Below are 15126 nucleotides of genomic sequence, written 5' to 3' on the forward strand. Positions count from 1 at the left end.
GGCGTCAGGTCACGTCCGGGACCCGTGACCTGACGCTCCGACAGGTCCGGATCTGCCGGGTCAGCGCAGGCTGACCCAGCAGGTCCGGACCTTGTACGTCGCGCTGGTGGCGCGCAGCTGCACCGGGCCGGCCGGTGGTACGCCCATCGAGAAGAACCCGAGCTCGTCGACCGGCACGTCGGCGTACTGCCCGGCGGCGGTCCGGGCGCTGATCCGGCCGGGACCGGCCGGGGAGAGCTGGCCGACGACGCCGGTGGCGGTGACCTCGATCGCCAGGACCACCGGACCGGAGCGGAAGGTCATCGTCCGGTCGGTGGCGGCGGAGCGGGTCAGCCCGGCCGGTTCCCGGTCACAGGCAGAGTCGAAGATCAACTCGGCGACCGCCAGCTCCGCGTCGACGGTCCGCCAGCTGAACGCGGCCAACGCCGCGTCGATGAACTGCTCCGACACCGGCCCGGAGTCGCGCAACGCGGCACCGAGCTCGATCAACAGCGCGTCGTCACTGTCTGGTGACCACTGCCGCATCGCGTTCACCTCCGTTGCCCGGTGCCGCCCCGCTCGGTGCGGGGCCGATGTAGGCGGCGAGCGCCGCACAGTTGCGCAGCTTGGCCAGGCATCGGGCCTGGGTCGGACCGACGCTGCCGGTCGGCATGCCGAGTCGTTCGCCGATCTCACGGTAGCTGGCCGGCGGGTCGGCGACGAGAAGTGTGAGCAATTCTCGGCACCGCGCTGGCAGCTCGGCGAACGCGTCGCGCAGCGCCTGGCGCCGCTCGGCGCGCAGCAGATCCTCGTCGGGAGTGGCGGGATCGACCAGTAGCAGCACTCCGACGTGCGCGTCGACCGACTCGTCGTACGGGTCGAAGGGCTGGATGCGCCGACCGAGTCGTAGCATCCGCAGGCACTCCCGGCGGGTCGTGGTCACCAGCCAGGCGGGCAGCGCGTACGACTCCCGCAACCGGCCGAGATTCTCGACCAGCCGCAGCCAGACCGTCTGATTGACGTCGGCGGCGTCGGCGGGATCGAGCCCGTGGCGGCGGATCACCGTCGCCACCAGTGGCGCGTAGCGGCGGACCAGGCCGGCCCAGGCGGTCTCGTCGCCTGCGGCGGCGGCGGACACCAGGTCCGCGACGGGTTCACCGGGGTCCGCCTCGCTGGCGTCGCAGTGGCCCCCGGCGGTGGCGGGCCGGTTCATCCGACCAGCACGCCGTAGTCGGGATGCCAGGCCGGGCCGGCGGTCAGGGCCGCCGCGGCGGACACCGCGTCCAGCCCGGTGCCGGTCATCAGGGCGGCGAGCCGGCCCGAGACGTGCCCGGTGGCGAAGGAGGTACCGGCCCAGGCGGCGAAGCCCTGGAACGGCAGGACCGGCTGGCCGGGCAGGACCAGTTGGCCGTAGACGTACGTGCTGGTCCGATCGCCGTACGCGCTGGCGGCCACCCAGGGACCGTGGCTGCTGTAGCTGGCCGGTGCCGGGCCTTTGCCACCCGCCTCGACCGCCGCCACGGCGAGCACCCGGTCGAGCGCGGCCGGCCAGGACGGGCGGGTGGTGCCGGCGTTGCCGGCGGCGGCGACCACCGCTGTCGTCGCGGGCAGCGCGGCGAGCGCGTTGGCCAGGGGCAGCGGCGGCTGGTCGTCCTGGGTGAAGTAGCCGAGGGAGAGGTTGACGATGGTGACCTCCGGGCTGAGCCGACCGATCGCGGCGGCCAGGCCCTCCTCGTCGCCGATGCCGTTGGCGTCCAGGGCGGACTCCGGGTCGACCCGTACCCCGGGTGCGGCCTGTCGCACGACACCGGCGACGAAGGTACCGTGGCCGCCCTGCATCGCCAGTTGGGTGCCGCTGAGGTAGAGCGGGTCCTCGTCGTCCGGCTCCGGCAGGTAGCTGCCGCCGAGCCACACCGGGTGCACGGTGCCGGCCTGCCGCCAGATGCCGGTGTCGCAGATACCGACGGTGACGCCGGCTCCTTCGCCGAGACGGGCCGGGTCCGGCGGCGGCAGGGCCGGGGCGCTGCGGGGCGGCCCGCCCGGGTTGCCCATGATGTTGCCGAACCCGAGCAGTACGTGGTGTGGCTGCACCTGCGGCACCCGCCCGTCCGGCCACTGGCGCGGGTCGCGCAACTTGTCGACCACGGCCGGGATGGCGGTCTCCTGCTGGAAACGCAGCCGGCTGACCCGGGCGAACCCGGCGTCCACCGTGACCTGGTGGCCGTCGGCCCGCAACCGTGTCAGGACCCGTTCGACGTCGGCCGGGGCGACCAGCAGTTGCCGGGGGCGGTAGAGGAACTCCTTGCCGGCGGCGGTGTACCTGCGCACGGCCGGGTGGGCGGCCAGGATCTCCTGGAACGCGCGTTGGTAGCTCTCGTCGAGGCCCCGGTCGCCCTGATCACCGGCACGGCCGTCGACCGGCTCGAGTGACCCGGTGGGCCCGGTGGGATCGGTAGGCCCGGACGACCCGAGCGGCCCGAGCGGCAGCGCCGCGGCGGCCAGCGCGGACCACCCCATCAGACGCCGGCGGGAGATCTGCCCGGGCGAACCCGGCACGACGGGGTGGCGGTCGGGCGACACCTGACCTCCAGGCGGTGGGAGACGGGGTCGACACCACGGAGGGCGACCACTGAAGGTTACGGGTCCGACACGATTATTTCAAAGCATAGTTAGAAGTCAATTAAGTGACTGTCCCCCGGAGGCCGGGATTGACCAGGGGTGCACAGGTGGGGAATTCTCTCTGTCATGGCCGAACGCACCGATTCCGGTGTCGACTTGGCGCAGCGGGCCCTGGACACCGTCCAGCGCTACCCGCACGAGGCCATCTCGATCGCCAACCAGGTGCTCGCCGACACACCGGACGCCCGGGCCCGGTCCACCGCGGAACGCGCCATCGGCCTGGCCCTGCGCGAGCTGGGCGACCTGCCCGGCGCGGCACGCCACCTGCGCCGGGCCGTCCGCGCCGGAGACGACGCCCGGCTGCGGGCACTCGCCCGGATGAGTCTCGGGTATGTCCTGGCCAGCGCCGGTCGGACCACCGCCGCGCTACGGGCGGTCACCCTCGCCCTGCCCCAGCTGACCGGCGCGGACGCCGGCCGGGCCCGGATGCAGCGCGGAGTGGTGCTGCACTACCGGGGTCGGTTCGACGAGGCGGTCCGCGACTACGACCTGGCCGTGGAGATCGCCCAACGGGAGGGCGACCCGCTGCTGGAGGCACGCGCCCGCAACAACCGGGGACTGCTCAACGCCCACCTCGACATGCCCGCCGACAGCCGTACCGGCAGCCCGCCGAACGGGCAGCCCGACCGGGACCGGCGAGCCGATCAGGGCCACGACGACGACCTGCACCGCGCCGCCGCCATCTTCAGCCAGCTCGGACTGGACCTGGCCGCCGCCGACGCCCGGTGGAACAGCGGCATCGCCGCCGGCCAACGCGGCGACGTGGCCGGCGCGCTGCACTGCTTCGCCACAGTGGACGCCGAGTACCGCCGGCTCGCCGTACCGCGCCCGGCGCTGCTGCTGGACCGCTTCGAACTGCTGCTGTCCGTACCGCTGATCGACGAGGCGGTGGCGGTCGCCGGCACCGCCGTGACCGAGCTGCGCCGGCTCGGGATGGCCTCCGACCTGGCCGAGGCGCTGCTCGCCCAGGCCCGGGCCGCGCTGCTCGCCGGTGACCCGGCCACTGCGGCCGACACCGCCGCGGCGGCCCGCAGCAGGTTCCGCAGACAGGGCCGGCGCGCCTGGGCGACACTCGCCCGACACGTCGAGCTGCGGGCCGGGTACGCCCAGGGCAACCGGTCGGCGGCGCTGCTCGCCGCGATGGTGCGCACCGCCGACCAGCTCGACGCCACCGGCTGGCCCGGGCCGGCGCTGACCAGCCGGATCGAAGCCGCCCGGCTGGCCGTCGCGCTGGGCCGGCACAGTCGGGCCGGCGAGTTGCTCACCGTCGCCTCGGAGGCCCGCCGACGCGGCACCGCACCCCGGCGCGCCCAGGGGTGGTACGCCCTGGCGCTGCGCCACCGGCTGGCCGGTGACGAGTCCGGCGCGGCCCGGGCGCTGCGCAACGGCCTGGCCGTACTGGACGGGCACCGCGCCTCGCTCGGTGCCACCGAACTACGGGCGCACAGCGCCACGTTCGGCGAGGAGCTGGCCGCCGAAGGGCTGGACATCGCGATCCGGCGGGGTGCACCGGCGCAGGTCCTGGTCTGGGCGGAGCGGTGGCGGGCCAACGCGCTGCGGATGCGGCGGGTCTCCCCGCCGCCCGACCCGGAGCTGGCCACCGCCCTGACCGAACTGCGGATGGTCAGCACCGCGCTGGAGGACGCCCTGCTGGCCGGCAACCCGGTGCAGGCGCTGCGCGGCAGCCAGGCCCGCCTGGAGCAACGGATCCGGGAACTGGCCAGAGGGGTCAACGGCGGTGGTGAACTGTCCGCACCACCGGCGGTGGCCGACATCGCCACCGCGCTCGGCGACGCCGTACTGCTGGAACTGGTCGCGCACGGCGAGCGGCTGCTCGCCGTAGCGGTTCGCGACGGCCAGCCGACGCTGCACGACCTCGGGCCGCTGGCCGAGGCGATCCGGGTGGCCCGGCTGCACCGGTTCGGGCTGCGCCGGCTGGTCACCCCCGGCGACGGTGGCGACCCACGGGCCGGCGCCGGGGCCGAGGCACGGGCCGGCGCCGACGCGCGGGCCGGGGTCGCGCACACCGCCGCGGCGTTGGACCGCCAGTTGTTCGATCCGGTACGCGACCGGATCACCGACCGGCCGTTGGTGATCGTGCCGATCGGCGAGCTGCACGCCGTACCGTGGTCGGGTCTGCCGACCTGCGCGGGCCGGGCGGTGACCGTGGCGCCGTCGGCGACGGCCTGGCTGCGGGCCGCCGGCCGGCAGACCGGTGGAGCGCACACGCCGGCAGCCGACGGGCCGGCGGTGCTGGTGGCCGGGCCGAGACTGCCGGCCGCCGAGACCGAGGTACGGCAACTCGCCACGGCGCTGCCGGGCTCCCGCCTGCTGACCGGAGCCGCCGCCACCGCCGACGCGGTGACCGGTGCGCTCAACGGCGCGGCCCTGGCGCACATCGCCGCGCACGGGCGGTTCCGGGCGGACAACCCGCTCTTTTCGACGCTGGACCTGGCCGACGGGCCGTTGACCGCCTACGAACTGGAGCGGCTGACCAGCCCACCCGGCGTCGTCGTGCTGTCGGCCTGCGACTCCGGCCTGGCCGGGGTCCGCCCCGGCAACGAGGTGATGGGTTTCACGGCGGTGCTGCTGGCGCTGGGCACCCGCTGCCTGATCGCGACGGTGCTGCCGGTGCCGGCCGACCTGACCACCGCGTTGATGCTGGAACTGCACCGTCGGATGCGGGCCGGGGACGGGCCGGCGGTGGCGCTCGCCGGCGCCCAGCAGGCTTTCCAGGCCGGCCGGGACACCGCCGACGGCGCGGTGCACGCCACCGCCGCCGCCTTCGTCTGCTTCGGCGCGGGCTAGCACGGCGGCGTCAGCCGGTGCCGGCCACGCGGTGCCGGCCCGAGCAACCGCAGGGCCCCAGCGGTACGGGCCGAGCCCGGTGCCCGTGTACCGGCCGGTGATCGGCAGGTCCGGGGTGCACTTGGGATCCGCGCCATCGGGACCACGCGCACGTGCGCCTGCGCCGCATCGTGGACTCCCGATGGCGGGGGAGGTCGACGCTGCCGCCCGGCCAGCCGCCGTACCGTCGGATCTGGGACCGCGCGGCCGGTCCGGACCGTCAGGCCGGGCACGGTCGCCGCCGTGGGTCAGCCCCCGAAGGGCTTGGACTCCGGCAGCGGCAGGGCCGGATAGCCGTGGTCGGCGGCGTAGTGGTTGAGCCACTTCTCCACGGGGAAGCCCGAGTTCGCGACCCAGACGTCGCTGCCGTCCTTGTTCACCACGATCGGGCCGGAGGCCACCATCGAGCCGAAGTCACCGGAGTCCAGGAAGCGTTGCGAGTTGAACGGGAACAGCCAGCACCAGTCGCGGTCCACGGGTGCCTCCGGGTCGACCAGCCGCAGCGGCGTCTGGGGATCCTGCACCTCGCCCAGCTTGGCCTCTGCGCGCTCCCGGGCCTGTCGTACGTCCATGAATCTCGTCCTCGTCTGCGGGGCTGCTCGCCCGGCGTCCACGTGACTGCCGATCAGTGTGTCTGCATGAAGTACACCGGGTCCTTCGGGCCGAGACTCGGCACGAAGCCGAGGCCGCCGCTCTGCCCGTCGACGATCACGATCCTACCGGCGCTGTCCTTGACCACGTTCATCACGTGCCCGCTGCCGCTCGCGGGTCCGACGAAGAGAATCCCCCGAGATCCGCTCGGCAGGTTGTCGACGTGGGCGAGCATGTGCTCAATCGAATGCTGCTGCTGAAAGCCCGGCATGTGTGGGTAGTTGGCCTCGATGTCGGACAGCGGCCGGACGGTGGGAATCTTCGGCACCGGGGTGACCACCGCGCCGCCGGTGTCGAAGGCCTTGTCCACACTCTGTACGCAGAGTGTGCAGTTGACGTCGGTGGGCTTGAAGTTGGGGTTCACCTGATCGATCCACCCGAAGTTCCGTTGGACATAGGTGTTCAGGTCGGCGGCGTTGCCACTGTTCGAGAAGATCAGATCGACGGTCTTGTGGGTGGGCAGGTTGACGGTCATCGAGGAGGCGTTGGCCAACTGGTTGTCCAGGGCAGCGACCTGCTGGTCGAAGCTGTTGTTCACCTGCTGGGTGACCTGCATGATCTCCGCTGACTCGGCGGCCTGCACGCTCTGCTGCAAGTTGGACAGCTCGTTGACCCGGGCGGCGTCGAGCTGATTCGTGACGACGTTGATCTCGGCGACCCGGTCCGCTTCCACTCGCGTGATCAGGTCCGTCTCGGCCCTGGTGAACTCGTTGTTGAGCCGTAGTTCCTCGGCGTGCTGCTGCTGCACCAGGTTGGGCCGTTCGACGTTGTGGTAGTTGTCGATGAACTCCTGCCGCTGGGTGATCATCTGCTGGTAGCCGTTGTCCAGCTCGATCTTCTTGAGGTCTACCTCCTGGTTGTAGCGGGCCGTCGCGGTCGCGTCGTCCAGCCGGCCCGCGTTGACCTCCTGCTGGTAGAACGCGAAGCGGTCGTTGCTGAAGCGCTGCAACTCCCCGGGTGCTGCGGCGGCGTACTGGTTGATGTTGTGCTGCGCGTTGTTGGCCATGGTCAACCCGTTCTGATCCGCCTGGGCCAAGGGCTGACGGACGGCGGCCAGATCCTGGTTGAGTTTGTCGGTCAGCGCGGTCCGCTCCACGGTCAGCCGGTTGGCGGCGTCCGCGTCGATCCGGGCGGTCTCGACCTTGATCTTCTGGGCGTGGTCCGCGTCGATCTTCGCGATGCCGGTCTGCAGCTGGTTCGCGTACTTGAACCGCACCTGGGCGATGTCGGCGGACAGTTGCTGGTGACGGGCCACGTCGAGGTCGGTGAACCGGTCCGCGAAGCTCTTCGGAGCACCAGCGGTGCTGGCAGCGGGCGCAGGCGCGCCAGCCGTGGGGGCACCGTTCGAAGCCCCGGACCTCGGAACCGACCGGGGCGGCGGGATGATCGGCGGGGCGAGGATCGGGCCGTCGGCGGCCAGCCTCGGCCCGGGCGTCGGCATCAGCTCACCGAGGCGGGCCAGCCCTTGCCGGACCGCGTCGTCGACGGCGACCGCGCCGGACTTGATCGTGCCGATGACGGTGGCCGCCCCGTGGCCGATCTGCTTGGAGATCGTGACCGCGCCGGCTCCGGCGGTCTTGACCAGGGTGACCATGCCGTGGAGCAGGTTCTTCATCCCGGTGAGCGTCGCCTTGGCGATCTCCTTGACCCCGCCGGCCTTGTAGAGGGCAGTGAGTTTGGAGATGCTGGTCAGGCCCTTCACCCCCGGGATGACCCCGAGGATGCCGAAGACCAGATCCAGCACGGATCCGTTCCCCTGGGTGAAGTCGATTATCGCCTTGACCAGCAGAATCGCGCCGGCCGCCAAGGCGACCCAGGCCAGCGGCCCACCGATGATCATTGCGATCACGCCGGCCACCAGCGCCACCCACTTGGCGATCTCGCAGATGACGTCCCAGAGCTTCTTGAACGCGTCGCGCAGCTTCTCCCAGAACGAGCGCGGCTGGATCCCCACGTCGGACGCTTCGTGGATCTCCCGTTGACACTGCCGGGCTGCGCCGTCGCGCAGCTGACGGGCCTGCTCGGCCAGGGACTTGGCCAGGTCGAGTTCCTGCTGGGCGGCGTTGGCCTGACCGCGTACGGCGGCGAGCCGCTGCTGCGCCGCCTCGGCGTCGCGCACCGCCTGCCGGACCTGGTCCGGGTCGGGCGCCTCCGGGGCCTCGCTCTCCCGCCGCAACCGGTCCGCGACGCCGGTGGCGGCGGTGAACCCGGACTCGGCGGTGGCGAGCTGCCCACTGAGGGAATCGACCCGGTCGCGGGCCTGCCGGCCGTCGGCCAGCGCCCGGTCCGCCATCGCCTGGGCCCGCTCCAGCTCCGGCGCGTAGGCGTCGAGCGCGTCGCCGACCATGAGATGCGACTGGTAGAGCTTGTGCACCTGGCCGGGGAACTCGCCGAACTGCTCACGGAACGCGTCGCCCGACAGACCCACCCAGGTGAGCACCGCCCCGTCACCCTGCAGCGACTCGACGGCCCGCTTCGCCCGGTAGGCCGTCTCGGCGAAGTCGTGGAACCGTGTGGCGAGCATCCGCAACCGGGCGGGATCGCCAGGGGTAGGGTCGCCGTCGAGGTCCAGCACCCACCAGTCCGTGGGTCTCGCCATGTCGCCTCCCCGGGCACCGTCGACGTCCAGTGTCGCGTGTGTCGGCTCCAGACGACCACCTGAGACCGCACATTGACGACGATTGGGTCCGGACGGTACACGACGACAGGCCTGCGACCGGGAGACTACCCGGCAGGCGTGGCCGACCGGCGGCACCGGGGCCTTGGCCGACGGCGGTGCAACAGCGGTACCCTGGCCTCGTCAATCCTCCGGACGTACCCGTGCGGACGCACCTGGAGGGACGCACCCGACGGTCGGAACGGAGGCCCGCGTGAGTGCCGACCGGCTCACCGTCGACCTGCAGGGGTTGGACGAGTTCGCCACGAACCTGGAGACCATCCGGGCCGGCATGGACAGTGCCCGCTCCTGGATGCGCGAGTTCGAAGGTGAGCTGGGTGGACCGGATGTCGACGGAGCCCTGGCGCACTTCGAGTCGCACTGGCGCGACGGCCGGGGCCGGGTGGACAAGAACTGTGAGCGGCTGATCAAAGCAACCCGGCAGGCAGTCGAGAACCTGCGCGGGGTCGACGACGACCTGGCGCGCGAGCTACGGGAGAGCACAGGCTGATGACCGGAGTCCGCACCGACGAGGCCACCGCGCCGGCCACCCCGACCGGGTTCGCGATCACCGTGCCAGCCAACTGGTACGAGCTGGAGCTGCATCCCGACGTCCGCAACAACGCCATCAACGACCTGGTCACCAACCGGCTGCGCGAGGTGCCGGAGCTCTTCGCGCACCGCGCCGCGCTGTCCCGCGCGCTGCGCGAGGCGGCCCGTGCGGCGTACGACGGCGGTGCCCGGTTCTGCGCCACCATGGTGGAAGGACTCGGCGGGGCGGTGTTGACGGCGACCGTCACCGTCTCGATCGTGACGGTGCCCGACGAGCAGGCCGGCGCCGAGGCGGTCGCCGCCCACCTGACCGGCATCCCCCGCCGGGGCGGCGACGGCATCTGGCGTGACGTGGAGCAGGCGCGGCTGCCCGGCCTCGGTCGGGTCCCCCGGACCCGGGGGGTGGAGGACATCACCGCGCCCGAGGGCGCCGGCTGGGTCCGGTCGATCGTCATGCAGACCTTCGTACCGTTCCCGGGGCCCTCCCCCGAACAGGTCGCCCTGATCACCGGCACCTCCCCGGTGCTGGCGTTGGAGGCCGAACTGTTCGACCTCTTCGACGCCGTCACCGGCACGTTCCAGTTCACCGGCCGACCGGCCGTCTCCTAGGTGCCACCGGTGGAGCCCGAGGTGGGCCACCGGCGACAGACAGAAGGGATCCGACATGGCGAACGTCAACGTCACGTATCAGGAGATGCGCGACGCGGCCAACCGGCTCACCCGCGGCAAGGAAGAGATCATGAGCAAGCTCGTCGAGCTGCGCAGCATGGTCAACAACCTGGTCAACGGCGGGTACGTGACCGACTCCTCCAGCAAGCAGTTCGACGAGTCGTACACCGAGTTCAACGAGGGCGCGACCAAGATGGCCGAAGGGCTGGAGGGGATGGGCAAGTACCTCACCGCCGCCGCCGACACCTTCCAGCAGGCCGACGAGGAGCTGGCCAAGGCGCTGCGCAAGTAGGACCGAGGTCGGCTGTCCTGCCCGCCCGCCGTCGGGCGGTGCGGGCAGGACAGCCGACCGGTCACCGCGACGTCGACACCTGAGGGGTCACTGCGGTACCTGGACCAGGATCGGCTCGCCGTCGCCCAGATGCAGCAGCGCCCGCCCGGGTCGCACCGGCTGCCCGACCGCGGTCCGTGGCAGCTTCAGCCCGACCAGATCACCATCGGTACGGTTCTGCGGTGAGAGCAGGGCGCCACGACGGCTGCGCCGGGCGTCCACCAGCCAGCCGCTGAACCCGGCGCCGAGATCCTCCGGGTCGCCCGCGTAGATCAGGCCCAGATGGCGGCTCTCTCCGTTGCGGATCAGGTCCCGCAGCTCCCCGGAGGCACCGCAGTCGCGCAACGTCGCCGCGTCGTCGACCACCACCAGTCCCCGACCGCCGAGCCCGGCCAGCGCACCGGTGAACTCCTGCTCGCTGACGTCGCTGCCGGTGAGCACGGCGACCACGCCCGGGGTGCCGGCGAGCTCGCGCACCGGTGAGGTCCGGGGCGCCAGCGCGATCACCTGCTGGCCGCCGTCGATGGCGGAGCGGGCCATCGTCATCAGCATGGTGCTACGCCCGGACCGGGCCGGCCCGCCGATCCCGAACGCGGGTACGCCCGTCGCCAGGTCCGGGCCGTACGCGGTCAACTGGTCCCCGCCGACGCCGGCGAGCAGCCAGCCGGCACCGGTACCGGCGCGTGGCAGGGTCACCGCCCGGGCGTACTCGATCTGGCCCGGCAGCTCGCCGAGCCGGAACGGCCGCAGCGACGCCGGGACGTCTGCGTCCCGTTCGGAGCTGTGACGGGCGATCTCGGCCAGCGCCGCCGCCTGCGCCGCACCGCTGGGGTCCGGGGCGAGCAGCGCCACCTGAGTCTCGATCCCGGTCTCCGCCCGAAACGCCCGGCCGGGCGGGATCTCCTCCGGCAGGTTGCGCGGATGCAGCCCGATCAACCCCAGGTCGGCCCGGTCAGCCAGCCGGAACGACAGCTTCTCCTCGGTCAACGTGGCGATCCGTCCGGTCAGCACGGACCGGTCCCCGGTGATCACCAGGTGCACGCCGACGCTGGCCCCCTCGCGCAGAAACCCGAAGATCTCGTCGGTGAGGGTGCCGGCGTCCAACTCACCAAGGGTGGTCAGGAAACCCTCCCAGCGGTCGATCAGCAGCACCAGATGGGCGAGCCGGTCGGCGGCCGGTACGGCGGCCCGCTGCTCGGAGATGTCGGCGTACCCGCCTGCGGACAGAACCGACTGCCGGCGGCGGATCTCCTCGGCGATCCGGCGGATCATCCGGACCGCCCGCTCCACCTCGGTACGGACCACCACCCCGCCGCAGTGCGGCAACGCCGCCAGCGGCAGCAGCGCCCCGTTGCCGCAGTCCAGACCGTACAGGTGCAGGTCGGCGCAGCTGTGGGTGCTGGCCAGCGAGCCGGCGATGGTGCGCAGCAGCTGGGATCGGCCGGTCCGGGGGGCACCGGCGGCGAGCAGATGTCCGAAGTGGGCCAACTCGACCGCCGCAGCCTGTCGGCGCTGCTGGGCCGGGTGGTCCTCCACCCCGTACGGGGCAGGCGCCGGCCGGCCGGCGGCACCCGGCGGCGGGTCCAGCTCGGCCAGTTGGATCGAGGTGGGCAGCGCCGGCAGCCACGGACTGTGCTGCGGCGGCACGCCGGCCGTGACGGCCGCCTGCCGCAGCGCCTCGACCAGTACCTGCAGGTCGGTGATCTCGTCCTGGCCCTCGGCACGGGCGACCGGTGCCGTCTCGATCGGCCGGTCCAGGTCGCCCCAGCGCAGGACGCGCAGCTCGGGCGGGGGTGGGCCGGCGCCCTCGGCTGCACCGGGTCGGCGACCACCGACCCGGGCGGCCTGGAACGGCACCAGCGACGAGTGGCCCAGTCGGACGTACGCCCGGCCGGGGGTGCTCTTGGCGATCCGGGCGGCGTCGGGGGCGTTGAGCACGTCCTGGCTCTCCCCGGCGTCGGTGACCCGCAGCGCGATCCGCAGGTTGGTGTTCGCCCGGATCTCCGGGGAGACCACCCCGCTGGGTCGTTGGGTGGCCAGCAGCAGGTGGATACCGAGGGAACGGCCACGCTGCGCGATGTTGACCAGCCCGGTGACGAAGTCCGGCAACTCCCGGGCCATCGAGGCGAACTCGTCGATGACGATCAGCAGGCGCGGCAGCGGTGTGCCGTCCGGTCGCCGGTCGGCCGCCCGGGTGTAGTCCTCGATGTCCTTCGCGCCGGCGTCGGCCAGCAGGTGCTCGCGGCGGCGCAGCTCCGCCGAGAGTGACTCCAGGGCCCGACGGACCAGATGTTCGTCGAGGTCGGTGACCATGCCGACGGTGTGTGGCAACCGTACGCAGTCGCCGAAGGCGCTTCCCCCTTTGTAGTCGACCAGGACGAAGGTCATCGCGTCCGGCCGGTTCGCCACGGCGAGGGCGGCGACGACGGTCTGCAACAGCTCCGACTTGCCGGCACCGGTCGTCCCAGCGATCAGACCGTGTGGCCCGTCGCGACGCAGGTCGATCTCGAACGGACCGTCGAAGGACTCGCCGACCACGGCGGCGGTGCTGCGTGGCCGCACACTCCACCGGGCGGCGATCGCACCCGCGTCCGGCGGGTCCAGACCGAGCACCTCCAACAACCGACTGTGCGAGGGCAACGCCGCGTCGTCCTCGTCGTCGCTGACATCGCGGATCGGTGCCAGGTGACGGGCCAGCCAACCGCACCAGGCGGCGGAGAGCAGCTCCGGACGTACCCCGGCCAGGCTGTCGGCACCGGAGCGGGAGACCCGCAGGCCCTCGGCCTCGACGACGGCCACCGCCTGACACTCCGCCGGCAGCAGCCGCTCGTCGGCGTCGAGGCAGAGGGCGTAGACGCCGACCTCGGGACCGGAACGCAGCAGCTGCACCACGCCCGGCAGCGACCGTAGCCGGCGGGAACCGTCGAGCACCACCAGCACGTCCGGCTCCCGGAATCCTGCGGCACCGGTCTCGTTGCGCACGGTGCGCCGCTGCTCGATGAGTTCGAGCAGGCCGGCGACCCGCCGGCCCACCGAGTCGGCGTCGATCCCGACGGCGACGGCCGGTCCGCCCACCCCCGCTGGTCGGGCGTGCGGCAGCCAGCGGATCCAGTCCCAGCTCGGCCCGCCCTGCGGGTCGGTGAGGACGGTGATCTGCACGTCGAGCGGGCTGTGCAGGACGGCGGTCTGGATGACGGCCCAGCGACCGAGCGCCCGCGCGGTGTCCCCCGGGCCGGCGTAGCCGACCACGCCATGCTCGCGCAACGGAAGCGCGACCGGCGCGTCGGCGACGGTCCAGTGCACCGTACGCCGGTGTTCGTCCTGCTCCGGATCGTCGAGCGCCACCTCGGCGGGCAGGTCGGCGATGCCGACCCGCAGCAGCAGGTGGTCCTCGTCCCGGCGGCGCCGTTCCCACAGCCGCCGACGGGGACCGGTGGCGGTGACCGCGATCAGCGCCGGATCGGGGCAGCCGGTCCGCCGTTCGATCCGCTCCAGGGCGAAGGCCTCCTGCGCGTCCCGTTCGATCCGCTCCTTCCGTTCGCGGTACTCCCGCAGCTGCTCGGCATGCGACCGGCGGCCCTGCCGACGGGACATGACATGGTTCGCGATGATGGACAGCGGGCTGAGCAGGGCGAGCAGCAGCAGGGTCCGGCTGCCGGTGAGCAGCATCAGGACCACGGCGGCGACCAGTGGCAGCAGGGCGAGCAGCCAGGGCAGCGGGGACCGGGGCGGCTCCTTGGGCAACGCCGGGAGCCGGAACCGGGTCTGCCGCCGGGGCGGCCGGATCCTCGGCGGACGGTTGTAGTCCAGCCCGATGCCGTCGGTGGACGGGACCAGCGCCGCATCGGGCCGGGTGTACTCGGCCAGCTCCAGCAGCGACTCGCCGACCGCGAGCTGCTGGCCGGGCCGCCACTCGGTTCGCTCGGTGACCGGTTCCCCGTCGAGACTCAACGGGGTGTCGCCGGCCGGGTCGAGCCAGCACCGGCCGCGGATGTCGACGCCGAGGTTCGCCGCGACCGGGGCCAGGTTCCGGTCCGGTACGGTGACCCAGCAGCCGGGGTCGCTGCCGAGTTCCCCACCGCCGACCCCGATGCGGAAGAAGCCGCCGACTCCCGGGCCGGCGACCATCCGGATCTCCAGCAGGCCGGCGCGCTCCGCTGGCGGGCTGCCGGCCGGCGTGTCCAGGCTGACCACGGCCCCGTCGCGCAGGCCGGACTCGACCAGCGTCGCGGTCGGATCGAGCAGCGTGCCGTCCACGTAGAGTGGTGGTGGTCCGGCCGGCCCGCCGCTGCGGTCCCGGGCGTCACGCAGCAGGGTCTGCGCCGCCTGCCCGATCTGGGCCACCCGGGTCTGGCCGTCGGCGGTCAGCACGGCGTCGACCGTGTCCCCGTACGGGTCGACGATGGTCAGGAACAAGCGCACGGGGTCCTCCGGCCGCCGATGACCGACTCCGGCGGGGACCGGAGTCGGGGGTGTACCACAGCTGGTCAGCGCCGGCATCGATAATGGTTCGATCGCGGACCAACCGTAGCGCAGCGGCCCGTCCCCGCCGCGTCCCGCATCCGACGACCAGTCACAGGGAAGACCTCACGATGAATCGAATCCCCCCGCACCCCACGGCCCCTCGCGGAGTACGCCGCGACGAACGGCGACGCGAACCGGGCCACGACGCGGGGACGCCGGGCCACGACCCGGGCAGGCCCGGCCACGACGTGGGGAGGCCAAGTGGCGTTCCGAGGGCACAGGGTGTCACCGCCGGCCG

10 protein-coding genes are annotated in these 15126 nt (G+C 72.8%); 4 read left to right on the top strand and 6 right to left on the bottom strand.

Annotated elements, in window-relative coordinates:
* Positions 1–60: 60 nt before the first annotated feature.
* The 3 genes from O7623_RS13270 to O7623_RS13280 are packed head-to-tail and all read right to left on the bottom strand — an operon-like array spanning position 61 to position 2559.
* The gene (locus O7623_RS13270) at positions 61–525 is read right to left on the bottom strand and encodes a hypothetical protein (protein ID WP_282228925.1); all 465 of its coding nucleotides are present in this window, start codon (positions 523–525) and stop codon (positions 61–63) included.
* Positions 500–1192 (bottom strand): sigma-70 family RNA polymerase sigma factor, encoded by a 693-nt coding sequence (locus O7623_RS13275; RefSeq protein WP_282228926.1) that lies wholly within the window; start codon positions 1190–1192, stop codon positions 500–502. The genes O7623_RS13270 and O7623_RS13275 overlap by 26 nt, the downstream gene beginning before the upstream one ends.
* Positions 1189–2559 (bottom strand): S8/S53 family peptidase, encoded by a 1371-nt coding sequence (locus tag O7623_RS13280; RefSeq protein WP_282228927.1) that lies wholly within the window; start codon positions 2557–2559, stop codon positions 1189–1191. Before O7623_RS13280 ends, O7623_RS13275 begins: the two co-directional genes overlap by 4 nt.
* Positions 2560–2724: 165 nt before the next feature.
* Here O7623_RS13280 and O7623_RS13285 point away from each other — a divergent pair, with 165 nt between their 5' ends.
* A complete protein-coding gene (locus O7623_RS13285; protein ID WP_282228928.1) occupies positions 2725–5466 on the top strand; it encodes a CHAT domain-containing protein in 2742 nt (913 codons plus the stop codon).
* A gap of 287 nt (positions 5467–5753) precedes the next feature.
* Here O7623_RS13285 and O7623_RS13290 read toward each other — a convergent pair whose 3' ends face one another.
* Positions 5754–6077, bottom strand: coding sequence for a YrhB domain-containing protein (locus O7623_RS13290; RefSeq protein ID WP_282228929.1), 324 nt, complete (start codon positions 6075–6077; stop codon positions 5754–5756).
* 53 nt (positions 6078–6130) lie between these two features.
* Positions 6131–8755 carry a toxin glutamine deamidase domain-containing protein gene (locus O7623_RS13295; RefSeq protein ID WP_282228930.1) on the bottom strand — a complete coding sequence of 875 codons (2625 nt, stop codon included), beginning with the start codon at positions 8753–8755 and terminating at the stop codon, positions 6131–6133.
* A gap of 271 nt (positions 8756–9026) precedes the next feature.
* Here O7623_RS13295 and O7623_RS13300 point away from each other — a divergent pair, with 271 nt between their 5' ends.
* Genes O7623_RS13300 through O7623_RS13310 form a run of 3 tightly spaced genes read left to right on the top strand, consistent with a single transcriptional unit; the run spans position 9027 to position 10325 of the window.
* On the top strand, positions 9027–9323 hold the full coding sequence (locus O7623_RS13300; RefSeq protein ID WP_282228931.1) for a hypothetical protein: 297 nt from the start codon (positions 9027–9029) through the stop codon (positions 9321–9323).
* On the top strand, positions 9323–9973 hold the full coding sequence (locus tag O7623_RS13305; protein WP_282228932.1) for a hypothetical protein: 651 nt from the start codon (positions 9323–9325) through the stop codon (positions 9971–9973). Before O7623_RS13300 ends, O7623_RS13305 begins: the two co-directional genes overlap by 1 nt.
* Before the next feature lie 55 nt (positions 9974–10028).
* Complete coding sequence (locus tag O7623_RS13310; RefSeq protein WP_282228933.1) at positions 10029–10325, top strand: WXG100 family type VII secretion target; 297 nt, start codon at positions 10029–10031, stop codon at positions 10323–10325.
* A gap of 87 nt (positions 10326–10412) precedes the next feature.
* Here O7623_RS13310 and O7623_RS13315 read toward each other — a convergent pair whose 3' ends face one another.
* Positions 10413–14786, bottom strand: a complete 4374-nt coding sequence (locus O7623_RS13315) for an FtsK/SpoIIIE domain-containing protein (protein ID WP_282228934.1) — start codon at positions 14784–14786, stop codon at positions 10413–10415.
* Positions 14787–15126 lie beyond the last annotated feature (340 nt).

Source organism: Solwaraspora sp. WMMD791 (assembly GCF_029581195.1).
Lineage (GTDB): Bacteria > Actinomycetota > Actinomycetes > Mycobacteriales > Micromonosporaceae > Micromonospora_E.